Below are 23,038 nucleotides of genomic sequence, written 5' to 3' on the forward strand. Positions count from 1 at the left end.
CTTTCGGGCTGGACGTATTAGATCGCCTTGTAAACTTCGCCTTCAGTTATCCCGACCTCATTAAAACTATCTACCCGGACATATAACGGCTGACCTTTGATTAATGCCTTAATTACCATCTGATTTCTTTCGAATATCATGTGACTATGGTACAGTTTATCCGGAGCAAATCCCCAGAGCACATTGCAACCAACCGCTTCAACACTGTTCCATGAAACCGAAAGATCCAGATCACCTAGAAGTTCGAGTTGGATTTCGCTCGTTTTATCAGGGAGTGTTCCAACGCCAATCCCGAACACGCGAAGACCCGAAATACATGCATCTTGGTTAAAAGGAAGCCCCTTTACAATGCACCGTAGATACCTTGCCTTTATTCCGTCTTCTTTCACTATGAGATCATGTGACAAATCAGTAGTTGCATCCGACTTATCCTCAATTACAAAATATTCTTTTCCATCCACTGATCCTTCGAGAATCCATCTGGTATAATGCTGACGTTCGTCGATGAATCGCCCTTCTATCATAGCCGCTCCCTCTGGAAGCGAAAGATCCAATTGATCATCGGCAAAATTGATTTGTATGGCATGTACATCGCATGGATGCTTCAAATCTACTTCGATCCATTCTCCAGAAGCATTAGAGCCTGCTTGCCACCATGTTTGAACATTCTCATCCGTCGCTTTTGAAGCTTCTTTTCCTTCTGTACAGGAAGATGCCTTAGCGGGTTTATTGTAAGACAACAGCATCCATTCCGGATTGTCCCATGGATTCATCTGTGCCTGTTCGATCCTGAAGGGCCAGTCCCCAAATCGCTGATTGCAGAATAATTCCCCGTCCTTATCGAAGCCTGCAGGCCATAATCCCAATCTTCTTTCAAAAATATAATTGATGCTGATTCTCATAGTTGAAGAATGCCAAAGATTCCCGTATTTATCTTCCATTGTCGATCCGTGCCCAGCACCAGGGATGAACCCCCCCGGCTTGTAGGAGAAAGGATTATTATTCGCCAGCGTAAACGGTCCTAATGGTTTATCGGATACGTAGACCCCATCCGAATAAATGTTACACTCCGTCCCGGGGCTAGAATATTGAAGATAGTATTTTCCGTTATGCTTATCCATCCATGCGCCTTCAATGTATGGATCACCCCCTACCGCCTGCCTAATCATATTCAGATGCTCATCAGTAATACCCGGATTTGCATTTGCATAGCCTTGCACTATCTCCTCAATTTGCTCAAGCGTTTTTGGGATATGATTTTCGCCATTTCTCTCATAACCAATAACCGTAGTATTGCTATAGATCAGTTCTAGCGGCTCCCCCTTGGGTTTCATGTCCCTTGGATCCAGCTCGACCCCATAAATAGGCGTTTGACTGGAACATCCCCAGTAAAAATAAACCTTACCATCATCATCTACAAATAGATTGGGATCCCAGAATGGAAATGTCCCTTCTATTTCCTCAAACTCACCGCGAATCGGGTCTTTTGTTCTGTAGAAAGAGCAATTCTTCGATCGGCTGGATGCAGAAAAATACATATACTCCCCGATAACCCGCACATCCGGAGCATAATCATGAATAGGCAAACCCTTCAAAGGATAAAATTCCCAGTCATGCAGATTATCGCTTACAAGAAATCCCGCTGTCATTGAGGGAAACATAAAGTATTGTCCATGAAATAGAATCATAGAAGGATCAGCAGCTTCCCTAAAAGTAAGCATTTTTCCTGCTCCTTCGATAAACTGATATTTGTATTCCATGTTAATAGGATTGCAAACGTACATCTTATATCCACTCCCTTGAATCGCCATATTTTTGTTCCTACCCTTTAACTGCCCCATCAGTTGCCCCTTTAACGAACCATTTCTGGAAGATTGGGAACAACGCCAGCATCGGCAAGACACCGACAACAGCAATAGCCATACGTATGGTAACTGAAGGTAAATCTGCTGTTGTTACCGCTGTCCCTACATTATTTTGCTGTAGGAATTTGATATTCTCATTAATATTATTAAGAATGGTTTGAATACTTTGAAGTTTACTGTTCGTTGAGAGGAAATACATCCCGTTCGTCCAGTCGTTCCAATAGGTCAATGCTGAAGTCATCCCGACCGTCACGATCATTGGCATAGACAGCGGTATTGCAATTTTGTAAAAGACCTTAAACTCTGTTGCCCCATCTATTCTTGCAGATTCTACAAGTGCTCCCGGAAGAGTGTGCTCAAAATAATTTTTGAACATGATAACGAAATAGGCATTCATCAACAAATTTGGCATCATCAAACCAAAGATTGTGTCTTTGACATGCAAGATCTGTGTATACACAATATAAGTTGAAGTCAATCCACCATTAAAAAGCATCGTAAAGGTTAGCAGAAACATTAGTAGCCGGCGTCCAGGCAGATCATGTTTACTAAGCGTATATGCAAGCATAGCCGATATACTTACGCCAAGGATTGTTCCAACTACGGTAATGAAAATGGATACCAAGTACCCTCTCCCAATAAGCTCCCATTGCCCCAGAATATAAGAATATGCATCCAGAGAAAATTTTTGCGGAAAGAAGCTGTAGCCGTCCTGTAATGCCGTTGCTTCGTCCGTTATAGAAGACATAAACAGCAAAATAAAAGGTGCAACCGCGAGAACGCTTAAAATTATCATGAGAACATGTCCAGCAATGGACCATCTTTTATCTTTGTTTTCTATCATCGTTAATCGCTCCGTGTTCAGAATAGGGAATCTTCTTTGCTAGCCTTTTTAATCACTGCATTTGCAATTAAAATCAATATGAACCCGACTGCTGACTGGTATACACCTGTTGCAGTTGACATTGTAATGTCACCAAGCTTCATGAGCGCCCGGAACGAATACGTATCGATTGTCGTCGTAACGTCATACAGTGCACCTGAGTTCATTGGCACCTGATAAAACAATCCGAAATCCGAATAAAACATTCTTCCAATGGATAGAATTGTCGTCAATATAATTACTGGTTTGAGAAGCGGCAGCGTAATGTTCATGATTTGCTGAAACTTTGTTGCACCGTCTATTTTTGCAGCTTCATAATAATCAGTACTGATCGTAATAATTCTCGCTGTATAAAACATTAGATTGTATCCCAAACTTTTCCATATGTTTATAAATAACAGAATGAATGGCCAGTACTTCGATTCGGAGTACCAGGATATAGGCTCGATCCCTAATGGCTTCAAGATGGAATGATTAATGAAGCCATTATCACTGCTAAGGAATGCGAAGACTAAATACCCTACAATAACCATTGAGATAAAATAAGGAATCAATACAGCAGATTGATAAGCCTTGGATATCTTCTTACTAATGATTTCATTAAAAAGAATCGTTACAACGATAGAAAATAGGGTTCCTACAACGATAAACAGAAGATTGTATAAAACTGTATTTCGTGTCATGATCCAGGCATCATCAGTTGCAAATAAAAACTTGAAGTTCTTGAACCATACGAACTTTCCGCTGAAAATACTTCCCGAGAAATCAAGCTCCCGAAAAGCAATCTGCATTCCGTATAATGGCATGTAATTGTTAATAAACAGATAAATTAATGCGGGCAGAGCCATAAGATATAAAGGAATATAGGACTTCCACTTAATCTTTTTTCCACCTCTGTTCTGTAATCTTAAATCTGATATTGCTTTCACCGCTTCCGCCTCCCCATTCAAGTTACTCTCTTCATTTATCTTACACAAAGAATAAAGGCTAACGTTATACTTTGAACGACGTATAATATATCCTTTTCCGACTTGTTCCTTGCTGTTTCATCTCATTCGGAGATAAAAAAAGAGCCGCTTCACCTGCAAAAAATGCTACAGGAAAACAGCTCCAATTATGATCATTATCGTTTGACTTATTTCCCGTTTTGTGCCAGCCAAGCATCTAATTGACGCTGTTTTTCATCTATTACCTTTTGCAGGCCTGCTGCATATAAACTTTCATTAAATGTCTTAGCCATTTCATCCGTATCCACAGCACCGTTGCCTATCACCTTCACATATTGTTCACTAGCAGCGTCCAATGCCGAGATTTCCGTTTTTACGGGTGTCGGATCGAATATAAATCCATACCCAGGAGATTTCGCCGTTTTGTCATTCCACTCTTTCAGTTTCGTTTTATATTCCTCGACGGAAAGACCGGTTGGTTCAACAAATTTAGCAGCTAACGGTAATTGATCATAATCCCCGAACATCAGCCAGCTGTTTTGATTGTAATTTGTATTTTTGGACTCATCAATGGTCCCGTCTTCGTTGATCTCGTAATGTTCGCCTTTAATACCAAAACGAAGCAAGGTCGACAACTCAACATTGGAGTTCATCAGGTTCAGGAATTGAACTGCCTTGTCGGGACGTTTACTAGAAGAGGCTACCGCCCAAACGAATAACTGCGAATCTACAGTTGAGAGAACAGGCGGATGCAATGCCACTGTTTTCTGCTCAATGGGCTGCGAGAACCCGCCAGCAAATCCGACAGAATTAGCTGCTGTTGCAAAAACTTTTCCACTCTCAAGTAGCGCAGCGCCATCATCTTGCGAAGTGCTTACATCTTTGGAGATATACCCTTTTTTGTACCATTCCCGAACTTTTTTCGCTGTGTTCATCCACTGCTCGGATTCATACATGTTCACCAGCTTCGTACCGCTGCCATCCATGAGCACACCATATGAATTCCCGAGCCCATCTCCATATACCAGGGAGTTTGTAATATTGGACGAACTTACTTCAGGAGCAAACGTGATCATTTTGGGTTCCCCCTCGTGAACCTTGGCCAACACGGAGTCCATGTCAGCGATCGATTGAATAGAAGTAAGATCAATATTGTACTTATCCAAGACTGCTTTGCTCATATTAAAGCCAAATGTAAGTTTTTGATCCATCTTTTGCGGAATCCCGAATTGCTTCCCGTTGAATTGGCCAGTTTTGATTATATCCCCCAACGTTTCTTTAAGCGCGGGTCCCCACTTCGCAAGTTCATCGTCAATGGGACGAATCATTTTGTTGTTCGCAAACGGAGCGAGATAAGCACTTCCGGGCATAAGGAGCATTAGGTCTGTTTTCTCGCCGCTGGAAGCTTTTAGCGCATATGCATTGGCCATATTATATAGACTAACACCTTCAAGATCGACTTTTGCATTAATTTCTTTTAGAGTGATTTCATTTACCTTTTCCTCGATTTTAGGCAGATCCACTTGTTCTTGCCCCAGTACCGCATAGTTGACTTTTATCGTGTACGGTTCTTCCTTGAAATCAATTCCCCCAGGCTCCACACCTTCACTTAGTGAACCATTCCCGTTGTTTGTAGCTGATGAATTCGAATTGTTACCGTTTCCACATCCTGCTAAGGCTAGCGTTAGACTGGCTGCCAGTAATATAGTTGTTATTTTTTTCAATGTTATTTCCCCCTTATAGTAAATGCATTTTTTTCTGTCTTGTCTTCATTATAATAAGCGGGGGAACGCCTACGTTATACTTGTTCCGACTATATAGATTACAAAAACCGACTTTTAATATATCGTTTAATTTCTGTTCCTGATTTTGAATTCTTGAGGAGACATTCCCGTCTCTTTGGTAAAGATGCGATTAAAGCTCGAGTAATTGTAGTATCCGACAAGTGAAGCAATCTCCCCAATACTCCTGTCAGTATGGATTAGAAGTTCTTTTGCAACTTCCATTTTTTTGTTGATAATGTATTTACTAATCGATATGCCTACCTCTTTTTTAAAAATTCTCGTCAGGTAATCGGCATTTAGATGCACATTCTGTGCAATTAATTCCATCGATAATTCCTCAGAAAGATGAATATCGATATACTTTTTTGTCTGTTCAACCGGTAGATCTCTATTTGCATTTTCCTTATCAAAATTCCGCATGAGAATTATGGCATGGTTCACCCATTTCAGCATACCTTCTAATGATTCCGAAGCGTTCTCAAATAATTGATTAGATTCCTCGTCGCCTAACAGCTCATTAATAAAGATACTTCGATCATGGGTAAATCCAAAGATCAAATAATAGAAATCTCTAATGAATTTATTCAAAAATTCCCGGTTAATCTTGAGTCTTTGTTCTTTAGAGGTTAACCTGGTCGTAATATCATCCTCAACTTGGTTATATCTTCCTTGCCTTAACCATTCTCTCCACTGGGCAATAGGGAATTCTGATTGTACTGAACTATGCGTACGGCGTTCTTGTTTCAGATAGAATACTTCGGATTCATGAATTACGTTATTAAAATCCCTCTCTTGCAGCGCTTCAATAACGGAGGGCATTTCATAAATAGTATCTTTATCGCCAATATAACAACAGATAATCTCCTTAATGTACTTCGCAGCTGTATCACTTAATTGGCGGCAACAATCATTAATTTGATTATATAGACGATGTTCATCTTGGCTTGCATCCATCTCTAGCATAACTAATAGGGTCGTTTCCGAAAAAGGGATCACCTCTTCAGCAACTCCAGGAATGACAAAAATCTCCTCCGTTATATTCCTCAAAGCGTAATGCAGCAGTTTTTGGTCTTCTTTGGTTACAGACTCCGTGAATTTCTTCGTCACAATCAGAATAGGAAGATAGGCGTTCTCCAGATTAATTTCCAATCGTTTCTGTCGAAAGTAGTTCGTCAGGCTATCTTTATTCGGCGATATCTCACCAAGGAAAAAGTCTTTCCAAAATTGTTTTACTACAGATTTTTTATTCTGGATCCAAGAGTTACTATTTTCATTCAGAATCCGGTCCGCCAGGATATTGTCCTTCGTCTCCTTTAGAACAAGCTCCATTTTATCAAAATTCAAAGGTTTCAGGATATAGTTAACACTCCCCAATTGCATTGCTTCTTGTAAGAAGCGGAAATCTGCATGACAAGTCATAAAGATGCATTTCACATGGGGATGATGCGTATTCAGCCATCTCAACAATTCTAGGCCTGTACCCATCGGCATTTCGATATCGCTAAGCAGAATGTCTATTGGAACATTATCGAATTGGCGAGTAGCCTCCTGCACATTCATTGCGGTGAATACATTTTCAATTCCGATCATTCCCCACTGTATACCGTTACGCACAGCTTCTATGGCACTCAGCTCGTCATCAACTATCAGCACATTCATGATTATGAACCTCCTGTTGCATTTTTTTCTTGATTTAATCCTACAATATGATGTACTGTAGCACGGTAGTTTAATCACAAACAATAAGGGGCCGAGCGATGAAGCGATTTTATCATAAGGAGTTCTATAACTCTATTTTTTTCAAACTCATATCCATCTTCACGCTCCTTATACCGGTAATCGGGATGTTTATTTACAACAATTATGAATCCCGGTCTACACTGCTGGGGCAAGTGCACAGCACTCATGAAAATATGTTAGAGTCCTATTGGTTTCAGGTTGACAATCAGCTTAATAATGCAACCACCTTTATAACTACTACAGCGTTGTTTGATAATGATCCCCAGTTGGCAATGAGCAATAATGAAACAGACTCCATGTTAGCTAAGCAAAGAATTAGCCTGACTCTCTCTGAGAAAATTATAAATATAGGCAGCAGCATCGATATGTTATTTGTCTATACTGATGATAGTTTTATATCGGGAAGCCAGGCCACCTTAGAATTGAAAGAACGAAGTGACATCCAAAACTATGTTTTAAATACCGCCCATGCTGAAGATGCAGATAATCTGAAATCAAATTGGCAACTTATGAATATCAACAATCACTTCAGTATGCTAAAAATCATTAAAAATGGCAATGGCGTTTTAACCGGGGCTTATGTTAATCTGGACAGGCTTTTAAGTCACTTTGTACCTAATCAGGAAAGCAAATCCCTAATACTGGTAGCGGAGGGGGATGTTGTAAACCCCAAACTTTCACAACATGATAATGCTTTGGTTGTTACAGCTTCTTCCTCTGCTGCACCCATCACCTTCATTGAAATCATACCATTCAATGAGTTATTGAGAACCCTTCCATTCATGCAGAAGTATGTAGTGGCAATATCAGTAATCGTTGCCTTGATGCTTCCCTTTGTTTTTTATATTTTGAGAATTACGGTTGTTCAACCGCTACAGAAATTGAATAAAGCCATGAAACATATTCAACGAGGAGATTTGCAATACCGGATTCCCCATTACCGCGCGTCCAATGAAATTGCCATTGTCAATAAGACATTTAACCAGATGATCGATGAGGTTCAGCATTTGAAAATAAGTGTCTACGAAGAAGAAATCAAGGCTCAAAAGTCACAACTTCGGAATCTTCAACTTCAAATCCAACCTCATTTCATTATTAATTCGTTAAATATGGTTTATAATCTCCTGGAGAATGGAGATTCTCAGACCGCTCAGAAATTGATTGTTCATTCTGTCGACTTCTATCGGTACATGATCAAAATAGAGGTCGATTTGCTCCCACTTTATGAAGAAATCAAACATGTTAACACTTATCTTCAGATTCAGTCAATCCGCTATAAAGACAGGTTTACCTATTCCATTGAAACCGATAAGATGATCGAGGATATGCTTGTTCCACCTATGCTTATTCAAAATTTTGTGGAGAACTCCATTAAATATGCTATACAACCCGATAAATCAACACATATTTCAGTCAAAATTGTCGCGATCGAACTCGATTTCTACCCATTTGCTAAAATAATGATTTCCGACACAGGAAACGGATATCCTGCAGCTCAACTAGAGCAATTGAATCAAGGGAAAGCTATAGTTGATAGCAAGGCTGAGCATATTGGAGTCAGTAATACCCTGCAGCGTCTCTCCTTGTTATTTGAGGGAAAAGCAAAATGGCGCTTTTATAATCAAAACGGCGCCGTAAGTGAACTCATCTTGCCTGCGCTCTTCCAAGAATAAGTAAAGTCACAGTTAGCAGCTCGGACGTCATGAGTTGAGTGCGGCGTATTACGATCGACTATCCGTTCGCACCCTATGGAAGTATTGGCCTAGAACACTTTTCATACTCCAAGAGGATCTGATCAGACTTTGTTTGGGACAGTGAAGCAAAAGCGGGTATCATCCTTGAATGAGGATGATACCCGCTTTCTCTATCCTTCCAGTTCGACCGCAAGACAATGCACGTACGGCGTCGGCAGATGTTCCGGCAAAGATACAACCAGCGGGCCTAATGCCTGGCTGAATTCTACCGGTCCTGCACCGAGCAGATGCACGTGTCTAACCCGTTCTTCCGGCCCGAATGACCGTATGACAGCCATCCGGTCACCGGGTGCCTTCATCTGGAAGGCGTAGACCGTATTCCCTTTCTGCGTGAACCGGAAATCCGTCGCATCCCACTCCACCCTGTCCTCTTTGTATTGCTCGATAACCACGCGCGAATTCCCTTCGCCAGACACGCGGAACGGCCTCGTCCCGTAGACTCCTTCCGAAGATACAGCCATCCACTGAGCCATCTCCTGAAGAATATACCGGCATTCATCATCAATTGTTCCATCCGGCCTCTGGGGTATATTGAGCAGTAGATTGCCGTTCTTGGAGATGATATCGATCAGGATTTCAATCACGTGATCCGGTCTCTTGTATACGGCCTTGGCATTATAGAACCAGTCACCGACACAGGTGTCCGTCTGCCAGGGCTCTTCCTTGATACCCGGCTCCTGGCTGCGTTCAATATCCAGGACGCCAATCGTGTACACTGCTTTCCTGCGGTCTTTCTGATTATAGACCGCCTTATTCACGCCTCCGTTACGGGCGGCGCTGCTGTTATAGAGATGGGCAACTGCCTGAAGCCCTGCCGCCATAACCGCCTCATCCGGCGCAGTGGCCGCATCCTGAAAGATGTCAGTGAACGGAAGTGCTCCGTCGGAATACAGCAGATCCGGCTGGTACAGATCGATGAGCTCCATCATCACATCCAGCCAGCGCTGATGCCACTCCGGCTCGGTGGCATACCACGGATCCAGATCGTACATCTTTTTATCTGCGTGATAATACATCTGGTTGGGCAGGTACAGGTCTTCGTATTGCGGATCATTGCCATCGTATGGGACACCCTTGTACAGGCCTTCCTTATCCTGTCCCTTATTGCTCTGGAACCAGCTGAACGTTGCCCCAAGATGCTCGGTCAGGCCGAATGGCAAGCCCCGCTTGTCTGCTGCTGCTTTCCACAAGGCCACGATATCCTTCTTGGGTCCCATCTGAACGGAATTCCAGCGGTGCAGCCTGGAATCGTAATTGAAGAAGTTGTCATGGTGCATCGCCTGCGCCACGAAATATTTGGCACCCGCAGCCTGATACAGATCCATCAGCTCTTCGGGATCGAACTTCTCTGCCTTCCAGAGCTGGACAATGTCCTTGTAGCCAAAGACCGACGGATGGCCGTAATGACGGATATGATAGCGGTATTGAGCCGAACCTTCAAAGTACATGTTACGGGCGTACCAGTCACCGAACATCGGCACGGACTGCGCTCCCCAGTGTGACCAGATTCCCAGCTTCGCATCCCGGAACCAGGCTGGACATTCGAAGGTTTGCAGGGAAGCAAGCTTCGGCTCAAACGGTCCTTTGACCCTAGCAGATGTCTTCATTGAACGTTCCTCCAATACGCTTTGTGTTTTAGAGAGGGGTAGTACGCTTGTCACTATTCTTTAACTGAGCCGATCATGACCCCTTGCACAAAATACTTCTGCACAAAAGGATAAATGATCAGAATCGGAATGGTTGTAATGACGATCAGTGAATATTTCAAAAGCGTCTCCATGTTCTTCATCATGGTCAACCGCTGAGGGTCGAGCGATGCGGACATGCTGGTGTAGTCGATTTTGTTCTCGACCAGAATCTGGCGAAGCACCAATTGCAGCGGATACAGAGACTGTGAATTCAGAAAGATCATTGCATTAAAATACGAATTCCATAATCCCACCGCCGACCATAACATCAAAACAGCAAGAATCGGCTTCGATAACGGCAAGACGATACGGGTCAGGAACTTGAAGTCCCCGCAGCCATCCAGTTGGGCAGCCTCGTACATTTCCTTCGGCATCGAATTCTGGAAGAACGTCTTCGCAATGATAATTGAGTAAATATTGAGTGCCGACGGCACGATAATCGCCCATGGCGTATTGAGCATCCCCATATTCTTGACGACAAGATAGAATGGAATGAGTCCTCCGTTGAACAGCATAGCGAACAGAATCGCCCAGATCCAGATGTTGCGGCCCACCATCTCTTTTCTGGACAAGGGATACGCCATCATGACGGTGAGCGATACGCTCAGCAGGGTACCGCCTACCGTGTAGAACAGCGAGTTGAAGAATCCCGTCCACACTGCATTGTATTGAAAAACACCGATATAGCCGTCCAGCGTGAAATCAACCGGCAGCAGCCAGACCTTGCCTCCCTGTACCGCCGCTGCCGAGCTGAAAGAGGAGCTGACGATAAAGATCAGCGGGTACAACACCAAAAGCAGAACTATTGTTAATCCGGTGTACACGCAAAATAAAAAGATGCGGTCTGAGCCGGACTCCCGAATTGCAGATATGCGACGCATCAAATTTCCTCCTAACCTAGAACAGACTGCTGTCTGAAACTTTACGGGCGCTATAGTTGACCGCGGTAATCAGGATCAGGCCGATGACAGAGTTGAATAAGCTGATCGCTGTCGCAAAGCTGAAGTCGGCGTTAACCAGTCCGATCTTGTACACATACGTGGATATAACCTCCGAACTGCTTAGATTAAGATTGTTCTGGAGCAGGAATACTTTCTCGAAGCCGATACTGAGCAGCCCGCCCACGCTGAGAATCAGCAGGATAATAATGGTGGAGCTAATGCCTGGCAGATCAATATAGCGGATCTTTTGCAGCCGGCTGGCTCCGTCAATTCTTGCCGCCTCGTACAATTCAGGATTGACGCTGGCCAAAGCCGCAAGATAGATAATTGCCGCATACCCGGTTTCCTGCCAGATGCCTGACCATACATAGACTGACGAGAAGCTGTCGGCGCTTGCCAAGACATTGGGCGGATTGTTGTTGCCGAGCAGACTGGAGAACAGCGCTAGAGGGCCGCTCGTCGGAGACAGCATGATCTGGACCATACCGACCAGGATAACCGTCGAGATAAAATACGGCGCGTAAGTAAACATTTGCACGGTTTTTTTGAAGCGGACGTGTTTTACTTCATTCAGCGCCAGCGCCAGAATAAGCGAGCACGGGATCGACACGATCAGATAGTACAGGCTCAGGACCAGCGTATTCTTGACCAGCGGCCAGAAATACGGTGATGAGAGAAACAGCTCGAACTGCTGAAGGCCGACCCAGGGACTTCCCCAGATCCCTTGAACCGGATTAAAGTTGCGAAAGGCAATCTGAACGCCAATCATCGGCCAATAGCTGAACACGAGCAGAAAAGCTGTCGGCAGCGCGATGATCGCGTACAGCGGCCAGTGCCGGACTATGCGTTGCCGGATATCAGAATTCGGTTTCATCGTCGATCATTCCTCGCTTAAAAAGTTGCATCATCCGCTCCGGAATACCGCGGAGCGGATGATGCCCATGCCGCTTTATTGCAGCGATTCGAGATTCTTCACCACTGCATCATCGCGCTGGTAGCTGCTCGTATCAAACGGGCTCACGATTGCTTCTTCGGTGATACTCAGGAAGTCTGCCAGACCCAGCTTCTTCACGCCCTCCACATATGCATCCCAGTCCTTGTCGATCGATTTATTGCCGACGATGAACTCGGCGGTCCATTGATTGACGTACGAAGTAATGTTCGTCTTCAGCTGGGAATATTGCTGCGACTTGGCGGGATCGATCCAGATTGAGGCTGGCACAACTTGCGCCGGCTGCTTGCCTTTGTAATCCTTCTCCGTATAGTAGTGCAGCAGCGCTTCCGAGCCGGAGCCATCCGGTGTGAACGGAGATTTGGCGACGATGCTGTTGCGCCATTCCTCCGACTGGTAGATCGGCCCCAGCTGATTCCAGCCCCGGGTGAACGGTGTCGGCGGCTGAAAATCAATATCGAACAGCGCCCGTGTCCCGACTAGTCCGGTTTCACCTTCCTTAGCTCTAGTCCAGTATTCGCCTTCCGGCCCCATGTTCGCCATGGTCGCGCCTTCCGGCGTCCAGATGAAATTCAGCAGCTTCATGATGGCAATTTTCTCTTCTTCTGATGCTTTATTCGTAATGGTGAAGACAGCTCCACTGACACCATTGCCGCTGAATGCCGCGTATTGGGCGCCCCCCGGACCTTTGAGCGGCGGGATGGTGACCCAGTCAATGATTTCACTCATGTTCTCGGCCCCGACGACGCAGTTGATGCAGCCCCAAGGCACTACGCCAACTTCATGATTGACCGCTTGCTTGCTGAGTACGTCATTGGTCTGGGTAAATGCCGCACTGCTGATCAGACCTTTGCTGTACAAGCGGTTAATATAGGAGAGCCCGTCTTTCCATTCATCCTTGATTGCGGCAAATTCAAGCTTTCCGTTATTCATCTCCAGGCGGTTCCCGCCGTCGTTATACACGAAGGCATTCATCAGGAACGTCGTCGGATCGGAGTTCCAGCCGTCCGTGGACCCTGTAAGCGGCAGGATGCCGTTCGACTTAAATACCTCCAGCATATGCTCGAATTCATCCGTAGTCGCCGGAATACTAAGACCGTACTTTTCCAGGAGCGGCTCATATACCCACAGCTTGCTGGAGTAGTAGCAATGCAGGCAGTAGTTATAGAACGGCAGGCCGTAAATGTTGCCGTCCGGAGCGTATACCCCTTGCTTGAGCGCCGGCGTGTTCTCGATTTCCTTCCAGACATTAGGCGCATACTCTTTCAGGAGATCGTTTAAGGGGACAAATACGCCTTGCTTGCCGTATTTCAGCAGGTCCTCATTGGTGAACTGCCCCGCCCAGAAGATCGAAGGATAATCTCCGCTGGCCAGCAGCAGCGGCTGCTTGGTCGTAACATCCGTGTTAGGTACAGTTGACCATTTGATATCTATATTAAATTTCTCTTCGGCATACGTTGTGAACCAGTTGGTATCCATATTCCCGTTGGTGCTCGATGTGCCGGCGAACAGATTGACAGTGATAGGCTTGCCTTGTCCGGATGAGTCCGTCGGATCCGTTGCGTTTGTACCCGATACACCAGCCGACTTGGTAGCGCTTTCTTTTTTACCGTTATTACTTTGCGAACATCCGGCTAACAGTATAATGACCATGATCGTTAACATTAAAATTACGGTTTTGCGTTTCCCGTCCATCCTTGAAGCCCCCTCTATTTTATTCATGCTGTACAACGATACTGCGAATCACCCCCTTAAACTGAATAATCCATTCTTAAAATTATATAAGATTATCACTGCTGCTTCAGACAAGCAATAACTGTAGCGGAATGAAAATGAATACCCTTTCAAAACTGTTGATGAAGGATAAACAGACCTCTAGCCATTATTCCAATCCAATAAACAGAAGGTTAGGTGCTGCATTTCGTTCAAACTTTGTCTTGATTATAAGGGATGGCAGTTCAGAGTAAAATCAGGTAAAATTAAAGTATCATATAAAAAAATGAAAGTTGTTGATGGTCCATGGAGCGTTATATGAAGCATTACATGAAGCAATTTCTCGTCACCACTTTGGATCGGACGCTGCCGATTTATATAGAACTGACGGGCTATAATGAATGGCAAGAGGAATTTGACCGGCCAGAGGGCTATCACTGCTATCACTGGCTGCATACGGTAAGCGGGGAAGGCCAATTCGAATGTTCGGGAACCACGGTTACGCTTGGACCGAACCAGGGAATCCTGCTTCCTCCGCATGTCCCGCATCGTTATGTCACCTTATCACACCCGTGGTCCACCTGGTACGTTACCTTCAATGGTAATTTAGCTCCGACCATTATCTCCTCATTGGGATTGGCTACATCTACGGTCATTAGCTGGGAGCCCGGCTCCAGGCTGTCCAAGATTCATTACAGAACGCGCCATCTGGAGCAACGGCCATCCGAATTCAGCGGAATGGACAGCTCGGCTTTCGTCTATCGCTTCCTGATCGATCTAAAGCGCTTTGGACAAGTGGATAACCAGCGCTCCTATTCCCAGCATTCGAAACGTCTGCTACCCATGATTCAGTTTTTGGAGAAGAATTTTCATGATTCCGGCATCGGTCTGGCCAATCTTTCCGAGTTCACCGGCCTCAGTTCGCAGCGGCTAAATTATTTATTCCGCATAACCACCGGGATGAGCCCTTATCAATATTTGATTCATTTACGCATTCAAAAGGCCAAGGAGCACCTGATCCTGGACAAACACCTGACCATCAAAGCCATTGCCACACTTGTCGGTTTTTTGGACGCGAGCCATTTCATCTCTACCTTCCGAAAGTTCGAGTCCGTTACGCCCCAGCGCTTCCGGGAGCTTAATTGAAGATGCTGTAAATATCCATAAACCGGAACCTCTTCTTGGTTTATTACTCGTTATTTAAATGTGACATTGTTTATAAACCAACAAAGCAGACCCGCCTATGGCAGGTCTGCTTCATCTCTCACCGCTTCGCCTTATAAAACTCATGATACAGCTTCATCAGCGCCCTCTTCTGTATCCGCGATACATAACTCCGCAAGATTCCTAAGTCCTTCGCAATCTCCTTTCTCCATGTTTACGATAAGGCTTCAACAGCTTGCGGTAACGTTCTCTCATATTCCTTATATAACACATAACGTTGGACGTCTCGCGAAGCATCTACTGCTTCCCTGACATACTTGATAGCAGTTTCGCTGTTACCTGCTTTGAGTTCAATTTCTGCGAGCAGCGCTGATCTCATCCATTGCTTCTTAATTGACTCAAGATGTTCCCGCGCCTGAACACTTTTCCCTTCCTCCAACAGTAGAGCCGTTTCATAGTACATCCGGTAATCAGAATAGCGGATATATCATAATTAACTAGTTCAATTTCAATTTAAAATATTGATCACAATCCATAATATATCAGAAGAAACTATCAGATAATTCTGCTGCGAACAAATTATTTAGAAACATCACTCAAAACAAGTCCTCCATGTCTTAGCTGGTGTTGAACGAATTTCTTGAGGTTGTGGTTAAAGCTTCCTTATACTACATCCGTTTTTTAAGTCGGCTGCTTTCGAAGTACTAGTCAGAAAATAAAAAATTGTACTCGAACTTAGTGTCCAAACTTTGAGATAGTATTTGAATATTCTAGTAGAACATCAACTCTACAAACATTAGTGAAGGAGGAATCAAGTAAATGGCTACTTTATCAACTGGACCGATAGAAAATAATCCGGTCAGTGGTGTAAGGCCAACACAACAGTTGACCATAAAAGCTGATAATACTGACTCCGTTAATATTGCAAGTATTTTGATTCAAGGATATAACCTAAACGGGACGAGAGCTTTATATGTACTTGAATTAATTAGTGTAAATCCCAATGAAGTAATATCGATGGATTATTTCGCAAACCTAGATGCTTTTGAGTTTTTATTTACAATTAATGGTTTAGCCGAAAAACAAATAGAAATTTCAGTTTGGGGAAAAAATGCTGCGGGACAACTTGTAACTCCTCACCGTATCGTATCTTCAGAATTGTTAGGAGCAAGCACAGGAGTAACCGGGGCAACTGGGGCAACTGGAGTGACTGGAACGACAGGGGCCACCGGAGCCACAGGGGCGACAGGTGCTACCGGTGTCACCGGGGCGACGGGGGCTACCGGTGTCACCGGAGCGACAGGTGCCACCGGTGTCACCGGGGCGACAGGTGCTACCGGAGTCACCGGAGAGACGGGGGTGACAGGGGCTACCGGAGTCACTGGAGCGACGGGGGTGACAGGGGCTACCGGAGTCACTGGAGCGACGGGGGTGACAGGGGCTACCGGAATCACTGGAGCGACGGGGGAGACGGGGGCTACCGGAATCACTGGAGCGACAGGGGTGACAGGGGCTACCGGTGTCACCGGGGAGACGGGGGCTACCGGAATCACTGGAGCGACAGGGGTGACAGGGGCTACCGGTGTCACCGGGGAGACGGGGGCTACCGGAATCACTGGAGCGACAGGGGTGACAGGTGCTACCGGAATCACTGGAGCGACAGGGGTGACAGGGGCTACCGGAGTCACCGGAGAGACGGGGGCTACCGGAATCACTGGAGCGACGGGGGTGACAGGGGCTACCGGTGTCACCGGGGAGACGGGGGCTACCGGAATCACTGGAGCGACAGGGGTGACAGGGGCTACCGGTGTCACCGGGGAGACGGGGGCTACCGGAATCACTGGAGCGACGGGGGTGACAGGGGCTACCGGAGTTACCGGGGAGACGGGGGCTACCGGAATCACTGGAGCGACGGGGGTGACAGGGGCTACCGGAGTTACCGGGGAGACGGGGGCTACCGGTGTCACCGGAGCGACAGGTGCCACCGGAGCGACAGGTGCCACCGGAGCGACAGGTGCCACCGGAGCGACAGGTGCTACCGGAGCCACGGGGGCGACAGGTGTAACAGGTGCCACTGGAGTTACAGGATCAACCGGAGTTACAGGTGCCACCGGAACAGGAGCCACATTACAAAACGGATTATTTACTGTTAATGCAGCATCTGTAGTAAATGGGACAGCGATTTCGTATACGACTTCATTCATTAATGGCGCTAACATTTTGCATCCGTCAAATACAACCTTTGTACTGGCCATAGGACACATTTATTTAGTTTCTTTTACTTTCAGGGCAACTAGTTCTGTAAATGGAAATGTTACTGTTACACCAAGATTAAATCTAGTATTCCAAAGTCGATTTTCAGGCAGATCAGTTACTGGAACTGTAGATGCTAATGTAAGCGTATCTGGTACGTTCTTAGTAGACACTACTTCAACTGCTATCACAATGGATTTTCTATATAATGGGTCAGCAACGACTACGTTTACGGATGGTTCTGTTTCGATTATTCAGGTTCAGTAAAATATTAAAATGGATTGGGATATTGATTTTCTGTATCTAAATTTCGAAATAAGGGAGAATCAAAGATATGGCTATTTTATCAACCGGACCAATAGAAAATAATCAGGTCAGTGGTGAAAGCCCAACACAACAGCTGACCATTAAAATCGAAAATCGTGACACAGTCAATATTGCGACCGTCATGATTCAAGGATACTACCTAAACGGGATCAGAACGTTATATATACTCGAAACAATTAATGTAAGTCCAGACACGGTAATAACGAAGAATTATTATGCGAACTTCACTGCCTTTGAGTTTATCTTTACAACAAGCGGTGTAGCAGAAGATCAAACAGAAATCTCCGTTTGGGGTAAAAATACTTCAGGGCAACTTGTAACTCCTCACCGTATTGTATCTTCAGAATTGTTAGAAGCAACAGGTACTATTGATCCTAATACAACCATAGTGGGAGTTGGACCAAATGTTAGCTCTCAATTTAACGAGTTAAGAACAAGTGAAAAAACGACAATTATTGAACTGACCTCGGTATATGGCTTATCTAACCTAAGAGACGTTGTTGCCACGCTGGGCGGTGGTACAGTTGGAAGTACTAACACGGAGTTCCAATTAGCTACGACTGCATCGGGAGGAGATATTGCCATCCTCCAAAGTTCGGAGAGAGGAAGATATGAATCAGGATTAGCTGCAGAAGCAGGCATAGGCATCCGTTTACCATTTGCACCAACAGGAGAACAAGTGGTGAGATGGGGTGCTTTTGACGATCAAAATGGCTTATTCTTTGGTCAGAGTGTAGCGAATGGAATATTCGTAGCGATTAGAAGAGCAAGTGTTGACACTGTAATTCCTCAAACTTCCTGGAACGTAGATAAATTAGATGGAGCGGGGCCAAGTGGGACAACGCTTAATTTATCAGAAGGTAATATATTTCAAATTGTATTTACCTGGTATGGATATGGAGTCATAGAATTTAGAGTAGTGCTTCCCAATCCTACGTCTTTAGCACAAGAAGTAATTACGGTTCACCGGTTCTCCCCTAGCGGGCAGACGAGTCTTGCTGATCCTAATCTTCCACTGCGTGCAGAAATATTCAATAATGGCACGGCAGCAGGACTCGATTTATTTGTTGGAGGAAGACAATATAGCATTTTGGGCAAATATAATCCAGTTTTCAGGGTTACTTCCGAAAGAAGAACAGTAACGGCATCAGGAACGCTTACACCTGTCTTGTCCTTCCAAAGAAAGGAGATCTTCCCGCCAGGTTCAGGTAGAGCAAATTCAGTAAGTGTAAAACTGGAAGCTATTGATCTTGTAACCTCAGAAGATATTTACTATCAGCTCATACTTGGTGGAACGATTGATGGAGCTTTTACAAATTTTCCAACCGTGACCACAAATATCCCCTCTTCAGAGACAGCTCTTCTAGTAAATAATACGCTAACGACAATTTCAGGCGGTCAGGTACTATTGCAAGGCTTAGCAGCCGGAGCTGGAGGAATTGCCAGAATTTCAGCCTCAGCTTCATTATTGGATTTCCAATTACCGGATAATGAATTTGTCTCACTGGCTGTAGCAAATATAAGTGGCGGTACTAATTCGGTTACTGCAACCCTTAGTCTTACAGAAGAATGGTGAGAATAGCTTTAACAATTCACTATGGAAACTTCCCTCTTCTTCATCCCATACTATAGATTTAAAGTACGAAATAATAACACTCCGTCCACAATGACAGAGTGTTATTATTTGACCTTGAATTACCGCTAAATTATTATGCGTAAGCTCTTTGTAGTTATCTCGTTTCACCCCCAGTTCCTTCGCAATCTCCCGTTGCGTCCGGGAGATTGCGAAGGATCCATCCCTTACTCAGCCAGTCAAAAATTAGTTTTCTTAAGAAATAATTTCTATAGTTACCCTATAAACATAAATACCTTTCTTAATTTGATAGGGATCGTGAATATTTTTGGTCCAGCCGGTATCTCCGCCAAGACCTGCATGTTTGTGATCAATATGAAGATAAACAGAATCTGAATGTCCCAGCTCGTCTTCATAGGCGGCGTTGTCATATTGCTCAATACTGTGCCCATGAATATCAAAATGGAAATGTCCCGCTGCCGTTACTTTTACTTCTTGTTCTTTGGATGACAAATATAAATACCGGACATCCTCCTTACCACCGCATTCTACCGGTAAGATATAGGGTACGTGCTGCTGTTCAACAGTGCTCTCATATACTCCAACGAATGCGGCAGATTTACGATCCGCGTAGTTCTCCCATGGCCCGCGACCATACCATTTCATCTTCTTCCAGGCATCAGAGAACTTAAAGCTTAGCCCAATTCTCGGGAGAGTGTCGACCTTGGCATTGTTCACAACTGTATTGGTGATTTCTATACCTTTGCCGCCAACGGTATAATTGGTTTTTGTTTCAATGCATCCATGATATAGACAATGAACTTGAATGATAACAGCAGCTGGTGCTGCAAATACCCGGATATTCTTGATTTCTTTTTGATGGGAATGGAGCCCGAGCGCTTTCCATTCATCTGCATAATTGGACGATTCGAGATGAATACCTGCATCAATGCCTGTCGGAGGGCGATAGAAGTTATTTGTTCCTCCCGTGAAATAATTCTTGTTATTGTATTTTACAGAGATGAACTCTGCGGTTTCTTTCGAGAAAAGAACCGTTGTATTTTCATTATAGATATGAATTTCATTTGCCGTTTCATCATACTGCAAACTATCCTTTTCTATATCTCCGGTATGCACTTTATTAACAGAATCTTTAATCTCTATCTGGCAGGCATAAATACAGGCTCCCTTCTTAGAATAAAAGGTGTCCTCGTCCAAATAAGCATAGAAATTAAGAAAAGCTTCCCCGGAGACTTTAGACGAATCGTATGGCGCTTGAAGCTTATCAACGGATCCTGGTGCTGTGTGGTATTTAGGCAAGCTACCGCTTTCAATCACCTTTCCATCGCAAACCAGCTCCCAGGCCATATTCAAATGGCTTAAATCCCGATGCGTGTAATGATTATAAATTCGATAGCCATCATTCCCAGGCATGTAATCCATTTGGATAGGAGATTGTACATTTTTTATTTCATGCGCAGCCGGCTTGAGCGTTAGATTAGGGAAAACAATGCCATTCAGGCACATATCAGGTGCAGGATCAGTAACCTCTTCCTGGAATGCCCCGCCATAGACATACTTTTTATTTCCGTCTTTATCCTGCTTAACCAGCGCTTTATCCTGAAAATCCCAAATAAATCCTCCTTGAAACCGCGGGAATTTATGAATGAGCTCCCAAAATTCCTTAAAGTTTCCGTTACTGTTACTTTTCGCGTACGCATATTCACACATAATAAAAGGACGTAAATCCTCGCTTTCAGCCATGACATCCAGGATCCAATCTTTCTGAGGATACATAGGCGCCATAATATCGGAGATGTTTGCCGGAGGATTCAGAGACTCATACTGAACGTACCTTGTTTTGTCATACTCCTTAATCCAGCCGTACATCGCAGCATGATTCGCTCCATAACCGGATTCATTACCCAGAGACCAGAGAATAATGGATGGATGATTTTTATCTCTCAGAACCATCCGTGTAGCCCGTTCCATATACGCATTTGTCCATTCGGGGGATGCGCTTAACTGGCCGCCAAGACCGTGTGTTTCAATATTGGCTTCATCCACCAGGTAAATGCCCAGTTCATCACACAAGTCATACCATTCGATTGCGTGCGGATAGTGACTTGTTCTTACCGCATTGATATTCAGCGATTTCATGACCTTGATTTGCTCGCGCATATATTCTGTTGTTACGACTCGTCCTGTTTCAGGACAAAAGGCGTGAAGATTGGTTCCCCGTATAATGAGACGCTTCCCATTAATTCTCAGGACCCCTTTTCGATCGATCTTCACTTCACGGAAGCCGACATTCGCGCTCTCAATATCAACTACATTTCCAGACAAATCAATCATTTCTAACACCAATTTATAGAGATAAGGGCTCTCGTCGCTCCACAAGTGAGGATTTGAAATGGTTTTCGTAACCTTTGCTACATATTTTTCTCGCAGGTAGGAATCACAATCCGCAAACTTTGGCGTTTCAAACTCAGTAACCAATTTCTGTTCGCTATCATACAGGGACAACCGCACATGAGCCTCACCATAACCATTCACTTGATTATTAGGTGCAACCGTCACAGATAATTCGGCATTGTTGTAATTACCGGAAAAGAGGGTTTCGATCTTATAATCATGGATGCGCATACGTGGTTTTGCATAAATGAGAACATCCCGGTAGATCCCCGAGAGATGCCAGTAATCCTGATCCTCCAGATAAGTACCGGCTCCAAACCGCATAACCTGAACCGCTATACGGTTTTGTCCCTTTTGAATGTAATCCGTGATATCAAAAGAAGCGTTAAGCTTGCTGTCCTGAGAATAACCAACCAGCTTGCCGTTTAACCAAAGATAAAAACACGATTCTACACCTCCAAAATCAATAAATATATCCCTTTCGTAAAAATGTTCGTCAACTTCAAACGTTAGGACGTAACAACCGGTAAGATTACTCTCCGGCACATGAGGCGGATTCAAAATGTATTCATTAGGCTTGAGTTGAATCTCATGATGTGAACCCTCCCCTTTTTGAACAAAGGGATACAGCATATTGGTGTATACAGGTTTTCCATACCCCGAAAGCTCCCAATGGGAAGGAACCGGAATATGATCCCAATGGGAAACATCATGTTCAGGACTATAGAATTCATCCGTTACTTCATCGGGAGATCCAAAGCATTTAAACTTCCACATTCCATTCAGACTTTTTACGTATTTAGACTTTCTCCGGTCTCCGCTTAAAGCCTGTTCAACGGTTTCGTATACTCCGTAGGGCTCATGCATGGGATAACGGTTTTTTTGAGTAACATATTGATTTTCCCAATCTCTGCTTAGCTTCATAGGCTTAAATAACACTCCCATCGATTGTTCTAATTGGTTGATCTTTTAATGTAGATACCCCTATAATATAAGGAAATTCCCTTATATTAAATGTTGAGTATGGTATTTCATTTAT

Annotated in this window: 14 protein-coding genes and 1 pseudogene; 4 read left to right on the plus strand and 11 right to left on the minus strand. The window is 44.4% G+C overall.

Features of this window, described 5'->3' with window-relative positions; all coding sequences use genetic code 11:
* Positions 1–17: 17 nt before the first annotated feature.
* The 5 genes from MHH78_RS29080 to MHH78_RS29100 form a co-directional block, all read right to left on the minus strand.
* Positions 18–1,841 carry a family 43 glycosylhydrolase gene (locus MHH78_RS29080; protein ID WP_341169713.1) on the minus strand — a complete coding sequence of 608 codons (1,824 nt, stop codon included), beginning with the start codon at positions 1,839–1,841 and terminating at the stop codon, positions 18–20.
* On the minus strand, positions 1,822–2,709 hold the full coding sequence (locus MHH78_RS29085) for a carbohydrate ABC transporter permease (protein WP_340955234.1): 888 nt from the start codon (positions 2,707–2,709) through the stop codon (positions 1,822–1,824). The genes MHH78_RS29080 and MHH78_RS29085 overlap by 20 nt, the downstream gene beginning before the upstream one ends.
* A 17-nt stretch (positions 2,710–2,726) precedes the next feature.
* Complete coding sequence (locus MHH78_RS29090; protein WP_340826585.1) at positions 2,727–3,677, minus strand: ABC transporter permease; 951 nt, start codon at positions 3,675–3,677, stop codon at positions 2,727–2,729.
* A 206-nt stretch (positions 3,678–3,883) separates the two neighbouring features.
* A complete protein-coding gene (locus MHH78_RS29095) occupies positions 3,884–5,419 on the minus strand; it encodes an ABC transporter substrate-binding protein (protein WP_341169714.1) in 1,536 nt (511 codons plus the stop codon).
* A 126-nt stretch (positions 5,420–5,545) separates the two neighbouring features.
* On the minus strand, positions 5,546–7,138 hold the full coding sequence (locus tag MHH78_RS29100) for a response regulator transcription factor (protein ID WP_341169715.1): 1,593 nt from the start codon (positions 7,136–7,138) through the stop codon (positions 5,546–5,548).
* 98 nt (positions 7,139–7,236) lie between these two features.
* On the opposite strand from MHH78_RS29100, the gene MHH78_RS29105 reads away from it, so the two are divergent.
* A complete protein-coding gene (locus MHH78_RS29105) occupies positions 7,237–8,892 on the plus strand; it encodes a sensor histidine kinase (RefSeq protein WP_341169716.1) in 1,656 nt (551 codons plus the stop codon).
* Between the two features lie 191 nt (positions 8,893–9,083).
* On the opposite strand, the gene MHH78_RS29110 is transcribed toward MHH78_RS29105, so the two are convergent.
* The 4 genes from MHH78_RS29110 to MHH78_RS29125 form a co-directional block, all read right to left on the minus strand.
* Entirely contained in the window at positions 9,084–10,580 is a 1,497-nt protein-coding gene (locus MHH78_RS29110) for an alpha-L-fucosidase (protein WP_341169717.1), read from the minus strand.
* A 53-nt stretch (positions 10,581–10,633) separates the two neighbouring features.
* Positions 10,634–11,542, minus strand: a complete 909-nt coding sequence (locus MHH78_RS29115; protein WP_341169718.1) for a carbohydrate ABC transporter permease — start codon at positions 11,540–11,542, stop codon at positions 10,634–10,636.
* Between the two features lie 16 nt (positions 11,543–11,558).
* Positions 11,559–12,476, minus strand: coding sequence for an ABC transporter permease (locus MHH78_RS29120; protein ID WP_076076734.1), 918 nt, complete (start codon positions 12,474–12,476; stop codon positions 11,559–11,561).
* 75 nt (positions 12,477–12,551) lie between these two features.
* Complete coding sequence (locus MHH78_RS29125) at positions 12,552–14,249, minus strand: hypothetical protein (RefSeq protein WP_341169719.1); 1,698 nt, start codon at positions 14,247–14,249, stop codon at positions 12,552–12,554.
* A 336-nt stretch (positions 14,250–14,585) separates the two neighbouring features.
* On the opposite strand from MHH78_RS29125, the gene MHH78_RS29130 reads away from it, so the two are divergent.
* Positions 14,586–15,413, plus strand: coding sequence for an AraC family transcriptional regulator (locus MHH78_RS29130; protein WP_341169720.1), 828 nt, complete (start codon positions 14,586–14,588; stop codon positions 15,411–15,413).
* Between the two features lie 118 nt (positions 15,414–15,531).
* Here MHH78_RS29130 and MHH78_RS29135 read toward each other — a convergent pair.
* Positions 15,532–15,639 (minus strand): annotated as a pseudogene (locus MHH78_RS29135) (sigma factor-like helix-turn-helix DNA-binding protein); the annotation flags it as partial.
* A 998-nt stretch (positions 15,640–16,637) separates the two neighbouring features.
* Between MHH78_RS29135 and MHH78_RS29140 the strand changes: the two are divergent.
* Both MHH78_RS29140 and MHH78_RS29145 read left to right on the plus strand, forming a co-directional pair.
* Positions 16,638–17,951, plus strand: coding sequence for a beta strand repeat-containing protein (locus MHH78_RS29140; protein WP_341169721.1), 1,314 nt, complete (start codon positions 16,638–16,640; stop codon positions 17,949–17,951).
* A gap of 67 nt (positions 17,952–18,018) precedes the next feature.
* Entirely contained in the window at positions 18,019–19,587 is a 1,569-nt protein-coding gene (locus tag MHH78_RS29145) for a hypothetical protein (RefSeq protein WP_341169722.1), read from the plus strand.
* Positions 19,588–19,839: 252 nt separating this feature from the next.
* On the opposite strand, the gene MHH78_RS29150 is transcribed toward MHH78_RS29145, so the two are convergent.
* Positions 19,840–22,923 carry a glycoside hydrolase family 2 TIM barrel-domain containing protein gene (locus MHH78_RS29150; protein WP_341169723.1) on the minus strand — a complete coding sequence of 1,028 codons (3,084 nt, stop codon included), beginning with the start codon at positions 22,921–22,923 and terminating at the stop codon, positions 19,840–19,842.
* Between the last annotated feature and the right edge of the window lie 115 nt (positions 22,924–23,038).

It is taken from the genome of Paenibacillus sp. FSL H3-0333 (genome assembly GCF_038002805.1).
Lineage (GTDB): Bacteria > Bacillota > Bacilli > Paenibacillales > Paenibacillaceae > Paenibacillus_AQ > Paenibacillus_AQ silagei.

Bases quoted from the DNA above. Each gene is read 5' to 3' on its own strand.
- MHH78_RS29080 (WP_341169713.1), bottom strand. From the start codon at position 1,841: ATGGGGCAGTTAAAGGGTAGGAACAAAAATATGGCGATTCAAGGGAGT.
- MHH78_RS29085 (WP_340955234.1), bottom strand. From the start codon at position 2,709: ATGATAGAAAACAAAGATAAAAGATGGTCCATTGCTGGACATGTTCTC.
- MHH78_RS29100 (WP_341169715.1), bottom strand. From the start codon at position 7,138: ATGAATGTGCTGATAGTTGATGACGAGCTGAGTGCCATAGAAGCTGTG.
- MHH78_RS29105 (WP_341169716.1), top strand. From the start codon at position 7,237: ATGAAGCGATTTTATCATAAGGAGTTCTATAACTCTATTTTTTTCAAA.
- MHH78_RS29110 (WP_341169717.1), bottom strand. From the start codon at position 10,580: ATGAAGACATCTGCTAGGGTCAAAGGACCGTTTGAGCCGAAGCTTGCT.
- MHH78_RS29115 (WP_341169718.1), bottom strand. From the start codon at position 11,542: ATGCGTCGCATATCTGCAATTCGGGAGTCCGGCTCAGACCGCATCTTT.
- MHH78_RS29120 (WP_076076734.1), bottom strand. From the start codon at position 12,476: ATGAAACCGAATTCTGATATCCGGCAACGCATAGTCCGGCACTGGCCG.
- MHH78_RS29125 (WP_341169719.1), bottom strand. From the start codon at position 14,249: ATGGACGGGAAACGCAAAACCGTAATTTTAATGTTAACGATCATGGTC.
- MHH78_RS29130 (WP_341169720.1), top strand. From the start codon at position 14,586: ATGAAGCATTACATGAAGCAATTTCTCGTCACCACTTTGGATCGGACG.
- MHH78_RS29145 (WP_341169722.1), top strand. From the start codon at position 18,019: ATGGCTATTTTATCAACCGGACCAATAGAAAATAATCAGGTCAGTGGT.
- MHH78_RS29150 (WP_341169723.1), bottom strand. From the start codon at position 22,923: ATGAAGCTAAGCAGAGATTGGGAAAATCAATATGTTACTCAAAAAAAC.